The 20,379-nt window shown below is 34.0% G+C and carries 15 protein-coding genes; 10 read left to right on the forward strand and 5 right to left on the reverse strand.

Annotated elements, in window-relative coordinates; genetic code table 11:
* Positions 1-26 precede the first annotated feature (26 nt).
* Entirely contained in the window at positions 27-1,541 is a 1,515-nt protein-coding gene (gene hutH, locus SD960_RS22960) for a histidine ammonia-lyase (protein ID WP_318806208.1), read from the reverse strand.
* A 708-nt stretch (positions 1,542-2,249) separates the two neighbouring features.
* Here hutH and thrA point away from each other — a divergent pair.
* The 7 genes from thrA to SD960_RS22995 all read left to right on the forward strand — a co-directional run bounded on the left by thrA (position 2,250) and on the right by SD960_RS22995 (position 11,599).
* Complete coding sequence (gene thrA, locus SD960_RS22965) at positions 2,250-4,697, forward strand: bifunctional aspartate kinase/homoserine dehydrogenase I (RefSeq protein WP_318806209.1); 2,448 nt, start codon at positions 2,250-2,252, stop codon at positions 4,695-4,697.
* A gap of 144 nt (positions 4,698-4,841) precedes the next feature.
* Positions 4,842-5,777: a homoserine kinase gene (locus SD960_RS22970; protein ID WP_318806210.1), complete on the forward strand. Its 936-nt coding sequence runs from the start codon at positions 4,842-4,844 to the stop codon at positions 5,775-5,777.
* Between the two features lie 358 nt (positions 5,778-6,135).
* Positions 6,136-7,425: a threonine synthase gene (thrC, locus tag SD960_RS22975; protein ID WP_318806211.1), complete on the forward strand. Its 1,290-nt coding sequence runs from the start codon at positions 6,136-6,138 to the stop codon at positions 7,423-7,425.
* Between the two features lie 149 nt (positions 7,426-7,574).
* Complete coding sequence (locus tag SD960_RS22980; protein WP_318806212.1) at positions 7,575-9,257, forward strand: hypothetical protein; 1,683 nt, start codon at positions 7,575-7,577, stop codon at positions 9,255-9,257.
* A gap of 345 nt (positions 9,258-9,602) precedes the next feature.
* Entirely contained in the window at positions 9,603-10,295 is a 693-nt protein-coding gene (locus tag SD960_RS22985; protein WP_318806213.1) for a hypothetical protein, read from the forward strand.
* A gap of 123 nt (positions 10,296-10,418) precedes the next feature.
* Positions 10,419-10,970, forward strand: a complete 552-nt coding sequence (locus SD960_RS22990) for a HutD family protein (RefSeq protein WP_318806214.1) — start codon at positions 10,419-10,421, stop codon at positions 10,968-10,970.
* A gap of 122 nt (positions 10,971-11,092) precedes the next feature.
* Positions 11,093-11,599, forward strand: a complete 507-nt coding sequence (locus SD960_RS22995; protein ID WP_318806215.1) for a GNAT family N-acetyltransferase — start codon at positions 11,093-11,095, stop codon at positions 11,597-11,599.
* 190 nt (positions 11,600-11,789) lie between these two features.
* Here the strand turns inward: SD960_RS22995 and SD960_RS23000 are convergent, their stop codons facing one another.
* The gene (locus SD960_RS23000) at positions 11,790-12,359 is read right to left on the reverse strand and encodes a Crp/Fnr family transcriptional regulator (RefSeq protein WP_318806216.1); all 570 of its coding nucleotides are present in this window, start codon (positions 12,357-12,359) and stop codon (positions 11,790-11,792) included.
* A gap of 235 nt (positions 12,360-12,594) precedes the next feature.
* On the opposite strand from SD960_RS23000, the gene SD960_RS23005 reads away from it, so the two are divergent.
* On the forward strand, positions 12,595-13,704 hold the full coding sequence (locus SD960_RS23005; RefSeq protein ID WP_318806217.1) for a pectate lyase-like adhesive domain-containing protein: 1,110 nt from the start codon (positions 12,595-12,597) through the stop codon (positions 13,702-13,704).
* A 301-nt stretch (positions 13,705-14,005) separates the two neighbouring features.
* Here SD960_RS23005 and SD960_RS23010 read toward each other — a convergent pair whose 3' ends face one another.
* From SD960_RS23010 to SD960_RS23020, 3 genes are all read right to left on the reverse strand, one after another.
* The gene (locus tag SD960_RS23010) at positions 14,006-14,389 is read right to left on the reverse strand and encodes a DUF3037 domain-containing protein (protein WP_318806218.1); all 384 of its coding nucleotides are present in this window, start codon (positions 14,387-14,389) and stop codon (positions 14,006-14,008) included.
* Positions 14,379-15,158: a HipA family kinase gene (locus SD960_RS23015; protein ID WP_318806219.1), complete on the reverse strand. Its 780-nt coding sequence runs from the start codon at positions 15,156-15,158 to the stop codon at positions 14,379-14,381. The genes SD960_RS23010 and SD960_RS23015 overlap by 11 nt, the downstream gene beginning before the upstream one ends.
* A gap of 524 nt (positions 15,159-15,682) precedes the next feature.
* Positions 15,683-16,531 carry an NAD(P)H-hydrate dehydratase gene (locus SD960_RS23020; RefSeq protein ID WP_318806220.1) on the reverse strand — a complete coding sequence of 283 codons (849 nt, stop codon included), beginning with the start codon at positions 16,529-16,531 and terminating at the stop codon, positions 15,683-15,685.
* Between the two features lie 443 nt (positions 16,532-16,974).
* Here SD960_RS23020 and gcvT point away from each other — a divergent pair, with 443 nt between their 5' ends.
* A complete protein-coding gene (gene gcvT, locus SD960_RS23025) occupies positions 16,975-18,057 on the forward strand; it encodes a glycine cleavage system aminomethyltransferase GcvT (RefSeq protein WP_318806221.1) in 1,083 nt (360 codons plus the stop codon).
* 218 nt (positions 18,058-18,275) lie between these two features.
* On the forward strand, positions 18,276-20,306 hold the full coding sequence (locus tag SD960_RS23030; protein WP_318806222.1) for a S41 family peptidase: 2,031 nt from the start codon (positions 18,276-18,278) through the stop codon (positions 20,304-20,306).
* The last annotated feature ends 73 nt before the right edge of the window (positions 20,307-20,379 follow it).

Consider the following 20,379-nt stretch of genomic DNA (forward strand, 5'->3'; position numbering starts at 1 on the left):
AATTACTTCAATATTATTCGGTAATGTTAAGCCATTGTTAACAAATCGTTTTCAATTTGGAAACTATCCAAAAACGAAACCGTCTTTTCAATGTCATAATGTAAGATTCTGTCTTCTTTTACCAAAGGCACAACTTCTCTGTAACTGCTTAAAAACATTTCGATGAAATCACTCGATTTTAAAGGCTCTCTATACGCAATTGCCTGCGAAGCATTCATTAATTCGATAGCGAGAATGCGCTCTAAATTATCCATAACACGCAGCGCTTTTGTAGCTCCGTTTGCTCCCATGCTTACGTGATCTTCCTGTCCGTTGCTCGAAACAATACTATCAATACTAGATGGTGTAGCCAATTGCTTATTTTGACTTGCAATACTTGCAGCAGTATATTGCGGAATCATAAAACCTGAATTTAATCCCGGATTATCTACCAAAAATGCGGGAAGATTTCGCAATCCCGAAATTAACTGATACGTTCTTCTTTCAGAAATACTCCCTAATTCTGCCAAAGCAATTGCCATAAAATCTAAAGCTAAAGCCAACGGCTGTCCGTGGAAATTCCCTCCAGAGATAATCTGATCGGCTTCAATAAATATATTAGGATTATCGGTTACCGAATTAATTTCGGTTTTGAATACTTTTCGAACATAATCAATCGCATCTTTTGAAGCACCGTGAACCTGTGGCATGCAACGGAAAGAATACGGATCCTGAACATGTTTTTTCTCCTGTGCAATAATTTCGCTTCCATCCAAAAATTCATTAATACGCTGCGCTGTAATAATTTGTCCTTTGTGAGGACGTATAAAATGAATCAATTCGTTAAAAGGTTCAATTCTTCCATCAAAACCTTCCAAAGAAATGGTTCCGATTAAATCTGCCAAATACGAATATTTGTATGCTTTTATCAAAATATGAGCTCCATAAGCACTCATAAATTGAGTTCCGTTTAATAATGCCAAACCTTCTTTTGACTGTAAAACAATTGGTTCCCAGTTAAAATGTTTTAGAACTTCGGCAGAAGCCACTTTTTTGCCTTCAAAATAAACTTCACCTTCTCCTAATAGTGGTAAAGATAAATGTGCCAAAGGAGCTAAATCTCCGGATGCACCAAGAGAACCTTGTGTATATATTACAGGCAGAATATCATTATTATAAAAATCAACCAAACGATTTACAGTTTGCAGTTGAATCCCTGAATGTCCGTAACTTAAAGACTGAATTTTAAGAAACAGCATCATTTTTACAATCTCGGCAGGAACTTCTTCTCCTGTTCCGCAAGCGTGTGATTTCACTAAATTCTCCTGAAGTTTTGATAAATTTTCATTTGAGATTTTCACACTATAAAGTGAGCCAAAACCAGTATTGATTCCGTAAATAGGTTCTGAATGTGAAGCCATTTTTTTATCTAAATAATCACGGCATTTCTGAACATTTACTTTTGCTTCTTCAGATAATTCAAGCATCTTTTGGTTTACAATGATCTTTTGTAAATTTTCCAAAGTCAATGTTTCAGTACTTATATAATGGACTTCTCTCATGGTAATATTTATTTTAAGGCATCAAAATTCAGCAAATCAATATTAAAAAGCAACATTTGTTCATAATAATTAAAATTTAAACAATTTCAGTTTATTCCTTTTGCCTATTTCATAATCAAAATTGGTATTAAAACGGTCTGCTTCTTGATTTTGCCCTGTGAAACTTAAATTTCAAAAAAAAGATTCCTATTTAACATATAGACTAAATTATGTGTTTTTCTTGTTTTCAAAACAAATAAATCAGTTCCTAATCACTAATTATATCATCAAAAGCATATTAAATATACGAATAAGACAACTTTGAAGATCGAATCTTAACAAATGCTCAATATTGAAATTGATCTTTTGGAAATATTAAAATATTCGCAAAAAGGAAATAAAGATTTTTAACTTTTATAAAAAGCTGTACTTTTGAAAAATCAAAAATGAAAAGTAACAGCATTAAATATCAATCTACAATGACAACTCAAACAAGAGTTGCAATTGCTGCTACAATTACTTCTACTACAACAACTACCCCTTAGGGGTATACATTTTACATATAATCCTGGTTATCTATACTTTTTTCATGAAAGAAGAAAGGCATTGGATACATAAAAAACATTTAAAAAGAAAAAAAATAGTCACAGTTTTCAGTTTCAGTTCACAGTTGATCACCTTTGAACCTTTGTTACTCAAAATCTTTGCACCTTATTAAAAAACATCAAAATGAAAGTATTAAAATTTGGCGGAACTTCGGTTGCCAATGCTCAAAATATAAAACTCGTTCTCGAAATTATAAATCAAAAATCTAAACAGGATAAATTAGTTGTAGTAGTTTCTGCTTTAAGCAAAGTCACCGATTTATTGCAATTAGCCGCTGCAAAAGCTGCAGCAAACGACGAAAGCTTTAGAGAAATTGTTGCCGAAATCGAGAAAAAACACCTTGACACGCTTAAAGAATTGATTCCCGTAAGTGAACAAAGCAGTTTGCTAAGTCATGTAAAAAGAATCATCAACCACTTAGAAACTTTATTAGACGGATGTTTTTTATTAGGCGAATTATCTCCAAGAACAGCCGATACAATTTTGAGTTTTGGAGAATTGCTTTCGTCTTACATTATTGCGCAGGCGTATCAGCAAATCAATAAAAATGTGGTTTACAAAGACAGCCGCGAAATCATCAAAACAAATGCTGATTTTGGAAAAGCAGCCGTAAACTTCGAAATTTCAAACCAGTTGATTCAGGAATATTTCAGTCAAAATGAATCACAAATCAATATTTTACCGGGTTTTATCGCCTTAACTCTTGACGGAATCACAACGACTCTTGGCCGTGGAGGTTCTGATTATACTGCCGCTATTATCGCCGGAGCGCTTGATGCGGACCAACTTGAAATCTGGACAGATGTAAACGGAATGTTTACTGCCAATCCAAAAATCGTAAAACAAGCACAGCCAATTGCTGCAATTTCGTATCAGGAAGCGATGGAATTATCGCATTTTGGTGCGAAGGTTTTGTATCCGCCAACTATTCAGCCCGTTTTAAGAAAAAATATTCCCATTTTAATCAAAAATACTTTTGAACCAGAAGCCGAAGGAACTTTAATTTCCAGTCATGTTTCATCAAAAGATACTGTGGTAAAAGGAATCAGCCATATCGATAATATTTCGCTTGTAACACTTGAAGGTCCCGGAATGATTGGAGTTGCAGGTTCGTCGAGACGTTTATTTGAAGTATTGTCTCAGGAAAAAATCAATGTCATTTTTATTACTCAGGCTTCTTCTGAGCATTCGATTTGTATCGGAATTTTAAATTCTGATGCTGAAAATGCCGAAGCCGCGATTAACAGAGCTTTTGAAGTGGAGATTCTTCAAAACAAAATTGATCCGGCAATTGTCGAAAAAGATCTTTGTATTATCGCTTTGGTGGGTGAAAACATGAAAAATCACCAGGGTTTAAGTGGAAGAATGTTCAGTACTTTAGGAAAAAACAACGTAAATATTCGTGCCATTGCGCAAGGTGCATCTGAACGTAATATTTCAACTGTAATCAACGAAAGAGACGTTAAAAAAGCGCTGAATACTTTACACGAAAACTTCTTTGAAGAAAACACCAAACAGCTGAATTTGTTTGTAATGGGCGTTGGAAATGTTGGTGAAAAATTCATTGAACAAATTCATACTCAAAAGAAATTCTTAAAAGATAATTTAAAGATCAATGTTCGCGTAATTGCTTTATCCAACTCCAGAAAAATGCTTTTTGATGAAGATGGAATTTCGTTAAAAGAATGGCAAGCCGATTTAGATAAAGGTGAACCTGCCAACAAAGAATCTTTTATCGAACGCGCCAAAGAACTGAATTTACGTAACAGTATTTTTGTGGATATTACGGCAAATGCGACGGTTTCTGAAACTTACGAGCAATTCCTGAAACAAAGTATTGCGGTTGTAACTTGCAATAAAATTGCGTGTTCATCTGCTTACGACAATTATAAAAAACTAAAAAGTTTATCTCGTCAATACAACGCTCCGTTTTTGTTTGAAACGAATGTTGGTGCGGGATTACCCATTATTGATACCGTTAAAAACTTAATTGCGTCTGGCGATAAAGTGCATAAAATTCAGGCGGTTTTATCGGGAAGTTTAAACTTCATTTTCAATAATTTTGATGAGAAAAATTCTTTTCACGATGTTGTAAAAGAAGCCGGAGTTCAGGGATTTACAGAACCGGACCCGAAAATTGACTTAAGCGGAATCGACGTTGCACGTAAAATCCTGATCTTAATTCGCGAAAGCGGTTACGAAATGGATATTGACGCCATCGAAAACGAATCGTTCCTGCCTGCAGAATGTCTGGCAACAACCAACAACGATGACTTTTTTGCCTCGTTAACCAAACACGCTGAACATTTTGAAAACATCTATAAAGAAGCTTTAGCGAAAGACTCAAGATTGAAATACGTAGCACAATTCGAAAACGGAAAAGCAAGCGTTGGCCTGCAATTTATCCCAAAAGATCATCCGTTTTACAATCTGGAAGGAAAAGACAATATCGTACTTTTCTACACAGATCGTTACGTAGATCAGCCGTTATTGATCAAAGGCGCCGGAGCCGGAGCTGCAGTTACAGCATCAGGAATTTTTGCGGATGTAATTCGCATTGGGAACATATAGAGGTACAAAGGTGCATAGTTACAAAGGTTCAAAGGTTTTTTCTTATGTCGCTTTGAACCTTTGTACCTGAACCTTAAAATAAAAAATATTCAGTAGCAAAAACCTCTGAACCTTTGAGCCTTTGCTACTTTGAACCTATAACAAATGACACAAATTAAACTATTTTGCCCGGCAACAATTGCCAATCTTTCGTGCGGATTTGACGTACTTGGACTTTGCTTAGACAATGCGGGCGATGAAATGATTGTTCGAAAAACAGATCAAAAAGGCGTTCGTATCACTAAAATCGTCGGTGCCGATTTGCCTATGGAAACAGAGAAAAACGTTTCCGGAGTTGCGGCCTTGGCAATGTTAGAAGCCTATGAAAGCCATTTTAATCCGATTGATTTTGGATTTGAAATCGAGATCTATAAAAACATCAAAGCCGGAAGCGGAATTGGAAGCAGCGCTGCAAGTTCTGCCGGAGCCGTTTTCGGGATTAATGAATTATTAGGAAAACCTTATTCTCGTAAAGATTTGGTTCAGTTTGCGATGCAAGGCGAGAAATTAGCCAGTGGAAATGCTCATGCCGACAACGTTGCCCCTGCCCTTTTAGGCGGATTTACTTTGGTAAGAAGTTATGCTCCGCTTGATATTATCAGAATTGATAGTCCGGAGGAATTGTTTGCGACAGTGGTTCATCCACAAATTGAGCTGAAAACATCGGATGCACGTTCGGTATTGAAACAAACGGTTTCCCTAAAAAGCGCGATTATGCAATGGGGAAATGTGGGCGGATTAATTGCCGGTTTATACACCAAAGATTACGATTTGATTGGGCGTTCGCTTCATGACGAAATCGTAGAACCTTTACGAAGTGTTTTGATTCCGGGTTTTGATTTGATCAAACAAACGGCTTTGGAGAACGGTGCTTTAGGTTCCGGAATTTCAGGTTCTGGTCCGTCGATTTTTGCTTTAAGCAGAGGAAAAAATACCGCCGAACAAATCGCCAAAGCCATGAGCGACGTTTATGAAAAGATGAATTTGCCTTATGAAATTCACGTTTCAAAAATTAATCCTGATGGGGTTAGGATATCATAACACGAATTTCACGAATTTACACAAATTGGATTAAAAATAACATCACGTTGTCAGACTTAGCGAAGTCGAAGTCCCGCAAAGTATAGACACAAAAACATATCCTCAAAGTTTGTCATTTCGAGGAACGAGAAATCTCCGCAAGTAGCTCGACAAAGATTGGCGATTTTGATTGCGGAGCTACTTGCGGAGATTTCTCCTCCGTCGAAATGACAAAAAAACCGAATAATAATTATTGGAATTTGGTCCCGAAGCCTCGGGATAAAAAAATTTGAATTTGATTGTGAAGAAGTCTATTTTCTATACTCTATACTCTATTCTCTTTTTTCTAAAATCTAAAGTCTAAAATCTAAAATAAGCAATGAAATACTATAGTTTAAACCATAATGCCCCAAAAGTTTCGTTTCAGGAAGCTGTAATACAAGGATTAGCGAGCGATAAAGGATTATATTTTCCGGAAAATATTACGGCTTTAAATCCTTCTTTTTTTGATAAAATTGAAAGTTTAAGCCACGAAGAAATAGCTTTTGAAGCGATTCAGCAATTTGTTGGAGATGAAATTCCGGCAGAGAAATTAAAAGAAATAATTGCCGAAACTTTATGTTTTGATTTTCCGGTTGTGGAAGTCGAAAAAGGCATTTATTCATTAGAATTATTTCACGGGCCAACAATGGCTTTTAAAGACGTTGGAGCGCGCTTTATGTCACGTTGTCTGGCGTATTTTAATAAAGATAAAAAAGACAGCAAAAATACTGTTTTAGTAGCAACTTCGGGCGATACGGGCGGTGCGGTTGCAAGTGGATTCCTTGGCGTTGACGGTGTTGACGTTGTGATTTTATATCCGTCGGGAAAAGTGAGCGATATTCAGGAAAAACAATTGACTACTTTAGGACAAAACATTAAAGCGCTTGAAGTTGACGGTGTTTTTGATGATTGCCAGGATATGGTAAAAAAAGCCTTTTTAGATGAAACTCTGGCGCATAAAAACCTGACTTCGGCGAATTCTATTAATATTGCGCGCTGGCTGCCGCAAATGTTCTATTTTTTCTTTGCTTACAAAGCGTTGAAAAGCCAAAATAAACCGTTGGTTTTCTCTTGCCCAAGTGGGAATTTCGGGAATATCTGCGCCGGAATTATGGGTAAGAAATTAGGTTTGCAAATTGAGCATTTCGTTGCGTCTACAAACGTAAACGACACGGTACCAAGATTTTTAGAAAACGGAAAATACGATCCAAAACCTTCTAAAGCGACAATTTCTAACGCAATGGACGTTGGAAACCCAAGTAACTTTATTAGAATTCAGGAATTATATAACAACGATTTAAAAGCTTTCGAAAAAGATTTTTCATCGTACAGTTATACCGATGAAGAAACGCTAGAGGCTTTAAAAAACATTTATAAAGCTGACGGTTACATCGCAGAACCGCACGGTGCTGTTGGTTATTTAGGTTTGAAAAAAGAATTGCAAAAACACGATAATACAATTGGTATTTTCTTAGAAACGGCGCACCCTATTAAATTCCTTGATGTGGTTGAACCTGCTTTGGGAATTACCCTTCCTATTCCGGAACAAATTGAAAGTGTTATGAATGAGGAGAAAGTTAGTGTGAAGATTGGGACTTATGAGGAGTTGAAGGCGTTTTTGGGATAGTTTCAATATTTTATAAAAAATTTAAAGCCACAGATTACAACATTTTAAAACTGTAATTTGTGGCTTTATTCTTTTATGAATATAAGATTCACAAATAATTATTAATTAAAATCTATCTTAAATTTTATAACCAATTTATTTAAAAAATTATGGAAATGAGACTTCGATTAAACTACGAAAACTTCTTCAATGAAAATGATAATATTCAAAATTTAATAGAACCTTTAAATAAATTGGATTTATTAAGAGCTGTAAGTTTCATAACAAACAAATCCAGAACAGAAAAGGATTCTATTGAAACAATAAATAATTGGTTTAGAAATCCTTTGCATAAATTAAATTTGATCCCAAGAACTCCAGCAAACACAACTATTTTAAACATTTTCAGCAGTCTAAAATTATTGACATATATATATGAAAAAGATACACAAACAGAGGTAATTATTGATACGGATGAATTTGAGTTACGGATTTTTAAAGCATATCTTCTATTAAATTCTGAACAGGATAAAATTGAAGAAGCAGGAAAAAATAAGTTGCCACAAGATGGATCTGATGAACACCTAAGCGCGTCTTTACTAATAATGACATATCATAATCATGATCTCCAAAATTATATTCTAAACGAAGTTTTTTTATCTCAATTTATAAAGGCTATAGATTTTTTTCAGTTTATTGAAAATGATCCAAAACTTGCTCCCCATCTTTCTTTATTCCTTTCAACTTATAAATGTAACACCTGGAAAGAATGGGTAACAAATTTATTAAATCTGATAATACCCGTTATAAATCATAACAATGAAACCTACTCAGAAATTCGACTTGAAGATGATCATGATTTTGAAATAAATTCAAACTTTATAAATTTATTTACAGTTCCAATTGATTATAATGAATCACCTGATTTTGTAGGTTTGAGAAGTAACCCAATTTTAAAAATTGACGAAAAAACATTTATTATTCTAAGTAAATTATTTTTAGTTGAACGAATTTTTAAAAGTGTTGTTTTTGAATTCAGTTTAAAAATCAATGGAAGTTTGCCCAAAGAATTACGAATAAAAGATTTTCGATCAATTTATTGTGATCATTTTTCTGAACAGGTATTATTATATAACACTTTAGATAAATGCTTCCCCGGTAGTAATAAATGGATTAAATTTAAAGGAGAAGATTTTAAAAAAAATGGATATTCAGCAGAACCTGACTATTATGTAAGATTTAAAAATAAAATATTTTTATTTGAAAGTAAAGATGTAATCTTAAGAGGTGAAGTAAAACAATCAAGAGATTTTTCTATTTTATCAGAATCTTTAAAGGAGAAGTTTTTAAAACACGATATTCAAAAAAAAGCAATATTGCAAATAATTGAAAATGTAAAAAGGTTATTTAATATTTATTATGAAAAAATAGACAATAAATATAAAGTAGAATTTTTAAATATCTTCCCAATATTGGTTGTTCATGATAGACAGTTTGATACTCCTGAATTGAATCGACTAATAAACATTTGGTTTAAAAATGAACTTAGAAAAAACTTTAGTGCTAAAGAAATTTTTAAAATAAATGATCTTGTTATTATTAATATTGATACTTTAATTTTATATCAAGAGCATTTTAGAAAGAGAGGAGAGTACGGATTAGAAATAATGATTAACAAATATTTTGAATTTATAAGACCAACTATTATTAAAAGTAAGGAAGAATTTAGGCAGAAGTATCTTAATACTTCTATTTCTTTCTCTCTCTTTGTTGCAAGAAAATTTGATCAGACTAATTTTAAAAATCAACCATCTTATATTGAAAATTATATTCAGAAACTTGATTTAAAATAAAGTCTAGAAAAGAATAAAAAAGAGATCTTAATAAGATTCTTTTCATTCTAATACATCACTTTCTATCGTAATCATACCGATCGTTAACACAAATAAATTCAAAACGTATTCTACACACCACCAGCGGGACACTCACCCTAGCAATTGCAGTAACAAAGCGTTAATGGTAAGCTTAAAAAAATAGTAGATATTCAAAATATATTTTTATATTTACAACGCAATCGTAGCTCAGCAAGGTTAGAGCGCTTGAGAAATCAAGAGGTCGTAGGTTCGATTCCTGCCGGTTTATGAGATACTACTTTTTTTAGATTTCATAAACTGGCAAATCAGCTAATTAAATAAAATATGCCAGACCCAAACACCCTAGATTTTTACAAAGCATATGTTGTAAATACTACTGATTATCTTACTGCAGAAAATGAAATAAGAAGAACAATAAATAGAGCAATTAAAGAGAATAAAACAAATACTCTTAACGTTCAAACAAAATTATATGCTCTCTTATATTCAACTTATTCAGAATCAAGTTTCATGAAAATGATATTAACTCCTTATGGTTTTGAACAAAAATATATAGATGAAATTCTTAAACAGGCAAGTATTCAAGAGAAATGGTATAAAACAATAGAACTAGCTTTCTTAAAATTCAATACATTCTCCAAAGGTTCTGAAATTCCAAATAAAAGTCTAGAATTAAAAAGAATTGTACTTAAATATATTGTAGACCCAAGTATTATTAGAAACAAAATTGCACACGGTCAGATTACAGTTGCTTTGAACAGTAAAAACACTGCGCTAAATATCGATTTGACCACAAAGATTGATAATTTAGATGTTGTGTATATTTATAGATTATTTCAAGTAAATAAAAAATTAATTTCAATAATTGAGGATTTAATTGAGTCTCCTGACAAAGCTCATTACAATTACTATTACAGCAAATTTCAAGAACTAGAATCATTCATTTCAAAATCACAACATTGGAATTTGTCATCAAAGAAGAATACAAAAAGTATGTCTAAAACAGTTATTCGTTAAAAAGGCTATTATAAAAAAAGAGACCTTTTGTGAAGGTCCCACAGCTGGCGCGAGCGTCCCGCTCGTGAACCCAAACAGAAAAAACTTCCCAAATCCCAACATTCATTTTAAAAATAATAAAAAATGAACATACGCCTTTTTCCTAAAAAAGATTGCACAGCCTCTATTTGGAATGGTGGATTGACATATGAATACATGATATATCCGGAAACAGCAAACTATAGCGATAGAGATTTTGTATTCAGAATAAGCAGTGCTACAATAGAAAAAGTGCCTTCGGAGTTTACCAAATTTAAGGGTTATCATCGCTATTTGGTTATGCTTGATAACAGCTTAGATATTGAGGTTAACAAAGAAAAAAAAAGCTATGAGAAATTTGAAATCATGGAATTTAATTCGGATGATGAAGTGACTTCTTATACAAAAGGTACTGATTTTAATTGGATGGTTTCTGAAAAAATTGGCCATCACAAACTGCAAATAACAAATAGCAATCAGAATTGTAATTCTCAAATAGTACTTTTATTTTCTTTACATACAACCGTTATTAAAATTAATGAGAAACCATACGATCTGGAACGGTATGAGTTATTAGTTATTGAAAACCCAAAAAAGGAAAATATAATGCTTCACTTTTCGAATGAATGTCTTTATGGAACATTAGAATCACTTTAGTTTTAGCTAAAGACAATCATAAATATTATAATTTTGTTCCTCCAGCTAAAGCAGGAGTCAATTCAAATTTCGAGTTGAAAAGAACAAAAAACTTTAAACTATAATTATCGCATAAAAATTTCATGATTACAAAAGCAACATTACAAGATATCCCGGCATTAAACATTTTAATCAACTCCGCATACAGAGGCGAAACTTCAAAAAAAGGCTGGACAACAGAAGCTCATTTATTAGAAGGAAAAAGAACAACGGAAGAAGAATTAACGGAAATGATTCAGGATCCTAAAAATACATTTCTGAAATATACCGAGAACGATCAAATTATCGGTTCGGTTTTATTGGTAGAGAAAGAACATCAATTGTATTTGGGAATGCTTACTGTTTCGCCTGAATTACAAAATAGCGGAATCGGTAAAAAGCTATTGGCCGAAGGCGAAAAACATGCTAAAACCCTGGGATTGTCAAGTATTATCATGACGGTTGTTTCGGTTCGTGCAGAACTTATCGCGTGGTACAAACGTCACGGTTATGTTGATACGGGAGCAAGAGAAGCTTTTCCTTCCAGCGATATTCATATTAATGTTTCTGATAAGCCTTTGGAGTTTATATATTTAGAGAAGTGCGTTTAATTTTTTGCCACGAAGACACTAAGGCACTAAGTTTTTTTTAAAGCTGGTGTGCAATATACTTGCAAAGATGCAGAGGCGCCAAGTTTAATTTCTTTGCGACTTTGCGTCTTTGCGAGATTTTAGACGCACTACTATGCACCTCTACAGAAAAACTTAGCACCTTAGCATCTCAGTACCTTAGTAACTTTCTTCAGCATCTTTTCTTAATCTTTGACAGAAATTCGTGTGAAACACCTAAATAGGATGATAAATTTTTATTGTTGATTTTATCAATCTTATGCGAATATCTTTCTACAAACTCCAAATACCGTTGTTTTGAGGTTTTGTTTAAAACATCTAAAAGTCTTTGCTGAATATTGATGTTGGCTTTTTCTACCATAATAATATGAAACTGTACCAGCTTTGGCACTTGCTCAAACAACAGTGTTTTGTTGGCTTTACTAATTACCAAAATCTCGCTATCTTCTATGGCCTTGATATTGTAGGTTGTAGGCTTTTGATGATAGAAACTTTCGAGGTCGCACATCCATTCGTTTTCAAAAGAAAAGAAAATGACACTTTCGGCTCCGCTGTCATTTATAATGTAGGTTTTAAAAGAACCTTTCAAAATAAATCCTTCATAAGAACTGTTGGAGTCCTGAATTTGGAGGAATTCATTTTTTTTCAGTTTTATAAACTCGGCTTTTTCTACTATGCATTTCCATTCTTCGTCGGTTAAGTTAATTTTACGTTCAATGTTTAATCTGAGGGCTTTGTACATGTGTTTTTACTTTTATTCTTACTTGGGGGCGTAAGTATTTGAATGAATTAAAAAGATGTAATCGATTACGTAAAAGTACTTTATTTAATTTTTTTTGTCTCTTAACAATTGTTAAAAAAATATTTTATCCAAAAATTTTTACAAAACATTGAACTTGTTCAACTTTTTTAAGAATTATTATAAGCAGATTTGTACTGTTAAATATTTTAACAAAAAAACCCAAACTTAAATTATTATGAAATTAAAATTAAATTTGTCAGTCTTGGTATTGGCACTTACTTTCGGTTTTACAAGTTGTAATACCGAGGAAATTGCTTCATCAACTGATGCAAGCGCTGTTGTTGAAACTACACCTGCTTCGGGTAATATGACAGCAAAAATTGGAAATTGCGCAGAAGTTCCGGGATGGGCTTCCCAAAACGGTGGAACAACAGGTGGTGGAAGTGCTGCTGAAACAACTGTTACTACTTATGCTCAATTGAAATCAGCTATCGAAAGCAGTTCTGTAAAGGTTATTAAAGTTAGCGGAACTATTACTGTTACAACCAGATTGTCGTTTCAGGATCAAACCGGTAAAACTATTTATGGTGCCAACGGTGCAAAATTGGTTTCGACTAATCAAACCAAAGATGCTTCGGGAATCATTAACATCAAAAGATGTAAAAACATCATCATCAGAAATCTTATTTTTGAAGGTCCTGGTGCATATGATACTGACGGTTGGGATAATGCCATTCTTGACGAATGTACAAATGTATGGGTTGACCACTGCGAATTCAGAGACGGTGTAGACGGAAATTTTGACATCAAAAACAAATCAGATTATATTTCGGTTACTTATTCTAAATTTCACTACCTAAAACCACCAAAAGCAGGAGGTTCAGGAGGATCAGATGATCACAGATATTCTAACTTAATTGGTTCAAGCGACGGTGCTACGGGAGATCGTGGAAAACTAAGAATTACTTTCGCTCGTTGCTGGTGGGCTCCGGGATGTAAGGAAAGAATGCCAAGAGTTCGTTTTGGAAAAGTGCATATCGTAAACAGTTTCTTCAATAGTACTGTGAGCAATAAATGTATCGCTGCTGGTTTTGAAGCTGATATTCGTGTAGAATCAAACGTTTTTGAAGGTGTAAAAACTCCTATCGATTTAATGACAGGTTATACAGCTGTTACAGCAGCTGATAATGTTTTTACAAGTACATCTGGAAATCAGGCTGGAGGAAGCAAAACTGCTTTTACACCTCCGTACACGATTGTAAAACTTGCTAAGACTGCTGTTAAAGCTGATGTTTCTGCAAATGCAGGACCAACTTTAGGCGGAAATATCTGCGGATCGTTTTAATAAATTTTCATTTTTAAATTTCATAATTTCAAATTCATCACTTGAAACTATGGTTTTAGAGAAATGTGAGTTAGTTAGTTTAGTTTTGTCAAACCCTATAAGTGTAAATTCTTATAGGGTTTGACTTTTTTGTTTTGTGCTGAATTTAACCGCGAAGTTCGCTAGGTTTTTTAATTGCGCAGAGGCGCAAAGGCGCAAAGTTTATTAATTGATTGCGTTTAAACATTATGTTAGACGCACTGCTGTGCGCCTCTACAGAAAACCTTTGTCCCTTTAAACCTTTTGTCCCTTTGAACCTCTTTTAAAGAACTAATTCCTCAAATAATCTCTGAATTGTTTTTTCTAAATCTTCGCACAAACCAGGATGCGGTCTTGAGGTTTGAATTGCCGAACTGCGAATTGCGGTCAACCAACGAAAACGCGAGGGAATATCCATTTCGCCAATGGGTCCGCCCTCTTTATCTCCGGCTGCAATTTTCTTTAATGCGGTAACATTGCAATGCAATTGCTCAATATCAAAATCGTTTGACAGGGCTTGTATTTTATCATCATCAATGTGGGACAATACTTTTATAAATTTGGCTTTTTTGCAAAACAAAATGATTCCGATATTCAGGAATTCTTCGCGTTCTACTCTTGGTACTACACGAATTACGGCGTACTCATATAAGTGACTATCTTGCATTTTGAGCCTGATTTACAAAGATTTCGGAATTGTTTAATCTCGTTTGCAAAAACTGTAAATATACATTTCGCAAAGTTTCCGGAGTTTCGTCGGTATCTTCCCATTGCAGCCATTCCAGCGGAATTGTGTTAACAATTTCTTCCAGAATTTCCGGAGTTAAAAGTGCTTTAAATTCGGCATCGACTTCTTTTAAAAGTGAAGCTTGTGGCAATAAAACGTGGTCTTTGATTAATGCAAACGGACTTTTGGCGTGTTGTTCCCAATTGTTCCAGGAATGATGAAAGTATAAACATGCACCGTGGTCGATTAGCCATAATTCTTTATGCCAAATCAACATATTGGTGTTTTTGAAAGTTCGGTCGACATTGGTAATATAAGAATCCAGCCAAACAATTTGTGATGCCAATTTATCATCGACAGTTGTTACGACAGGATCAAAAGTGATTGCTCCGGATAAAAAGTGAAGTGCCAGATTTAATCCCTGACTTCCTTGCAGTAAATCCTGAATTTCTTCGTCGGCTTCTGTTCTTCCAAAGGCTTCGTCGAGATTGGCGAAAACCAATTCAGGAAGCTGTAGTTTTAAGGCTTTGGCGATTTGTCCGCCCACTAATTCGGCGATCAGGGCTTTTACGCCGTGACCGGCTCCTTTGAATTTTAAGACGTATTTAAAATCGTCATCGGCTTCTGCTAAAGCGGGTAAGGAACCGCCTTCGCGTAAGGGTGTTATATAACGGGTAACGTTTACGGTTCTGAGATCGAAGTTTTTCATATTTATAAAATGAACTACAAACTTACGGATTTTGATTTTAGATTTTAGAGGTTAGATTTTAGATTTTTTATTAACTGGGAGAGTTTTTACCGCAGAGATCACAAAGTTTTTTCGCAGAGTTTGCTAAGGTTAATTTTAAAGTTTGCTTAGCTTATGGAAGTTCACAAAGCTTGATGGTGAATTCCAATTGAAAAGTTTCAAATTCTAATTATCGCCATTTTTGTCATCTTGAGAGTTTTTACCGCAGAGAACACAAAGTTTTTTCCCAGAGTTTGCTAAGGTTAATTTTAAAGTTTGCTTAGCTTATGGAAGTTCACAAAGCTTGATGGTTATTCTAAATTATCGTCGTTTTTTGTCATCTCGATTTCTATGATAAAATCAAATCCCTTATCAAAAAGATTTGGTTTTATCATAGAAATCGAGATGACAAAGCTATGTCTAATTTTATTGACTATACTTTTATGTAAACTTTAGTTGATAGACAAAAGTTGATAGAAAAGATCATTTTCTAATTGTCACATTATCTAATTATCTAATTCTAAAAAAGCTTTTCCAAGATTCTTAATAATATCCGAGGCTGTAAACGATTGATATCCGGTTTTTGGCAACGCAATATCTGCCGTTAAACCGTGAAGATAAACGCCAAGTTTTGCGGCATATTTGGGCTCGTAGCCTTGCGCTAGTAAACTGGTCAGGATTCCGGTTAGGGCGTCGCCGCTACCTGCTGTTGCGAGTGCAGCGTTTCCGGTGGTGTTTTCGTAAATTTTACTTTGGTTGATAATGTAGGTTGGTGCGCCTTTCATTACTATGATTACTTTGTATTTCTCTGAAAATGCAATTGTTTTTTGAAACTTTTCAGATTCTGAATTCCATTTGCCTATTAAGCGTTCGAGTTCTTTTGGATGTGGTGTCAGGATAGTATTTTCGGGAACTAATTCGAGCCAGGATTGGTTTTCTGACAGTATATTTAAGGCGTCGGCATCGAGAACCAAAGGTACTTTGTTGATTCTTAAAAATTCGAAAAGTGCTTTTTGTGTTCCTAGCTCCTTCCCTATTCCGGGACCGATTCCGATTGCTTGCGGAGTTAATGGAAGGTGAATATGTGTAATGAAATTGGTATTTTCATCGGTGGCAACCATAACTTCGGGAATGGAGATTTGAAGGATTTGATAACCGCATTTTGGCGTAAAAGTCGTTACGAGTCCGCAACCTGTTTTTAAACAGGATTTTGATGCGAGAACGGCTGCTCCTATTTTGCCGTAACTTCCGGCAATAATTACGGCATGTCCCTGAAGTCCTTTGTGTGTGTTAGGATTTACGGGTTTGTATAGCTGTAGAATTTCTTCTTTTGTAATTAAAAACGGGTCTTTCATTTGGCTTATTTATCTATTGTATTATATTAATTTTTAATTACTTATGGATTGTGGTTAATTGTAACGCGGATGAAACGGATTTACTTCGTAAAGACGCGGATAAAAACGGATTTTTAATTTGCCAATGCTTTTGAATTTTACCTTAATTTCAATAATAAATGATTAAAGTTACATAAAAATCGAAGAAGAGAATGTTTCTTTTTACCGTAAATTCCTAGCCCAGATTGCAGAGAAAAGCCCGGAGTAAAAAAAGCAAAAGTTTCTTGTTCTAAAAAAGCGACCAGCGGAAGCTCTTTTTGGAACATTAGAAACTTTGCTTTTTTTATGAGGACTTGTAACGGAAAGCTGGAATTGCTTCTAATTATTGCGAAATTTATAATTTAGACTATCATTTTTAGATATTTTTTGAATAAATTTGCGTCACAATTTTATAAATCAACACAATGAAAAATACTGCGCTTACGCACATACATGAAGGTTTGGGAGCTAAAATGCTGCCTTTTGCTGGTTATAATATGCCTATTACTTATGAGGGCGTGAATGCTGAACATGAAACTGTTCGAAATGCTGTAGGCGTTTTTGACGTTTCGCATATGGGGGAATTTTTGCTGACGGGTCCAAATGCTTTGGCTTTGATTCAGAAAGTGACTTCGAATGATGCTTCGACTTTAACGATTGGAAGAGCGCAATATTCTTGTCTGCCAAATAATGATGGTGGGATTGTGGATGATTTGATTGTTTATAAAATGAAAGAGGAACAGTATTTACTGGTTGTAAATGCTTCGAATATTGAGAAAGACTGGAACTGGATTTCGGCTCAAAATGATTTGGGTGTTGAAATGAAAAACCTTTCTGATGATTATTCTTTATTGGCAATTCAGGGACCAAAAGCGGTTGAAGCAATGCAGCCTTTGTCTTCGATAGATTTAGCTGCAATTCCGTATTACCATTTTGAAGTGGCTGATTTTGCGGGAATTGAGCACGTTATTATTTCTGCTACTGGTTATACTGGTTCTGGCGGATTTGAAATTTACTGTAAAAATAGTGAGGTTGAACAGGTTTGGAATAAAGTTTTTGAAGCCGGTGCAGCTTTTGGAATTAAACCAATTGGTCTTGCAGCGCGTGATACTTTGCGTCTTGAAATGGGTTTCTGTTTGTACGGAAATGATATTAACGATACGACTTCTCCACTTGAAGCCGGTTTGGGTTGGATTACGAAATTCAATAAAGATTTTACGAATTCTGAAAGTTTGAAAAAACAAAAAGAAGAGGGTGTTTCTAAAAAACTGGTTGCTTTTGAAATGCAGGAGCGCGCCGTGCCAAGACACGATTACGAAATTGTAGATGCTTCTGGCTCTGTAATTGGTGTTGTAACTTCTGGAACAATGTCGCCTTCTATGAATAAAGGTATTGGTTTAGGATATGTTACTATAAACAACAGCGCTGTTGACAGCGATATTTTTATCAGAATCAGAAAAAATGATGTTCCTGCTAAAGTGGTTAAATTGCCTTTTTACAAGAAATAATTTTTATATAAATTTTTAAAGCATCACTTAAAATGATGCTTTTTTTTTCGCCACTAATTCACGTATTTCTGTTGTAAGAATTCGTGAATTAGTGGCGAATACTTTTATAATAATAGCAATAAAAAAATGAATTTCTTGTAAGATATTTTCGAAAAAATATAAACCGGTATCAAAAAATAAGCGTAATTTTAATATAGCAAATTGATCTCCGCTTTTTTATGAAAAGAATATTATTACTATTAATGTTATGTACAAACATTCTGTTTAGCCAGAGTGGTGATCCTACATGCGAAATATTAAATAAAATAAACGCCCTGATTCAAGCAGAGCATATACGCCCAAAACCGGTAAATGATAGTTTGTCTATTTTTGTTTTTGACAATATTATCGATGAATTAGATCCGTCACGAAATATCTTCTTTAAAAGCGAATATGATGAGATGGCGCAAAAATACCGCTTGAAACTCGACGATATGATTCTTAGCAATGATTGTAGTTTTTTAGCTGATATTACTACTAAATATAAAACAGGTCTTTTGAGAACGAAAGCTGTTTTAGAAAAAATAGATTCGGGAACTATCGATTATGATAAAAAAGATACGATTCGGTTTTATAAAAAATCCTTCGATTTTTATCTCAAAAAAGAAAATCTGGAGAAAGTCTGGCTTAAAAAACTTCGTTATCAAATATTAGATGATATTGCAGAAACTAGTGAAAACCTGGATTCTATTAAGGCTAATTTTGCATCAATTGAACTGGCATCCCGAAAATTGGTTTTATCGAATGAAATTTGCCGAATCACTACGCTTTTGGAAAATAACCTGAAGCAGGAAGAAAAATTATACAATTTCTTTTGCCTGTATTTTGATCCGCATACAGCTTATTTTAGCAATGACTCTAAATCGAGTTTTGTTGCTTCGCTCTCAAAAGAGCACTTATCATTGGGAATGACCGTAAACCTAAATGAAAAAAACGAAATTATAATAGACGAAATTGATCCGAATGGTCCCGCTTTTAAAACGGGACAAATAAAAAAGGGTGATCAAATTCTTTCGGTATCCAATCATAAGGAAACTTTGCAGGTTTCGTGCGCTTCATTAGAATCAATTTCTACGATGATTTTATCTGAATCTAATAAAAGTATTGTGCTTACCATAAAACGTAATTCAGGTAAAAGCTTTGATGTCTATATTGAAAAGCAGGTGATGAAAGATGAAGAAAACTCGGTTTTTAGTTTTATAGTGGGCAAAGAAAATAAAATTGGATATATTAAAATTCCAAGTTTTTACGCTGATTTAGATGGAAATAGTCGAAAAGGCTGTGCAGATGATGTTGCCCGCGAGGTGATAAAACTAGAAAGAGACAATATTAAAGGTCTTGTTATTGATTTGATTGATAATGGCGGCGGATCTATGGAGGAAGCCATAAAACTGGCCGGAATGTTTGTTGATTATGGTCCTATTTCGATTGTTGTTGATAACAAACAAGAAAGATCGGTTATTAATGATCCGTATCGTGGTGTTATTTACAAAGGTCCGATGGTGGTTTTGATTAATAGCAATACAGCTTCGGCAAGCGAGTTTTTTTCCTCAATATTGCAAGATTACAATCGCGCCTTATTATTAGGCAGTAATACACTTGGGAAAGCAACCATGCAGACTATTCTTTCGCTTGACGAGGAAAAAAATACCGATTTCTTAAAAATCACGATTAATAAATTTTACAGAGTTACGGGTAAAAGCCATCAATATATTGGGGTTAAACCCGATGTTGTACTTCCGGAATTTTATGAAGGGATTTATCAAAAAGAAAGCGATTTTCCGACTGCCATAAAAAATGATAGCATAGAATCACTTTTAAAATATAGAACTTATGTAAAAAGAAGTGTTATTGATAAAATTGCCAAAAGCAGTACGCTTCGACTTGCAGATAATTATTACTTCAACAACATCAAAAAAATCAACTTAAAAATTGATGAAATGGTGAATGTTCCTAAAGCTGAAATTCCGATGACTTTGGATGCGGTTTTTAAACAGAAAAAAAACGTGAATTATATCTGGACAGAAATTAATACATTCAACGATGAAAATAATCCGCTTGATGTTTATAATTCGAGTGTAAACCAGTTTCTTTTAGGCGCCTACCCCACCGAAAAAACAATCAATCAATATCAGATTGATAATCTTAGAACGAATCCTTATTTAAACGAAGCTGTAAATATTATTACTGATTTTAATGCGGCGAAATGATATTTTAGATTTTAGATTTTAGATTTTAGATTTTAGATTTTAGATTTTAGATTTTAGATTTTAGATTTTAGAT

It is taken from the genome of Flavobacterium sp. MMLR14_040 (assembly GCF_033657265.1).
In the GTDB taxonomy this organism is placed as follows: Bacteria; Bacteroidota; Bacteroidia; order Flavobacteriales; family Flavobacteriaceae; genus Flavobacterium.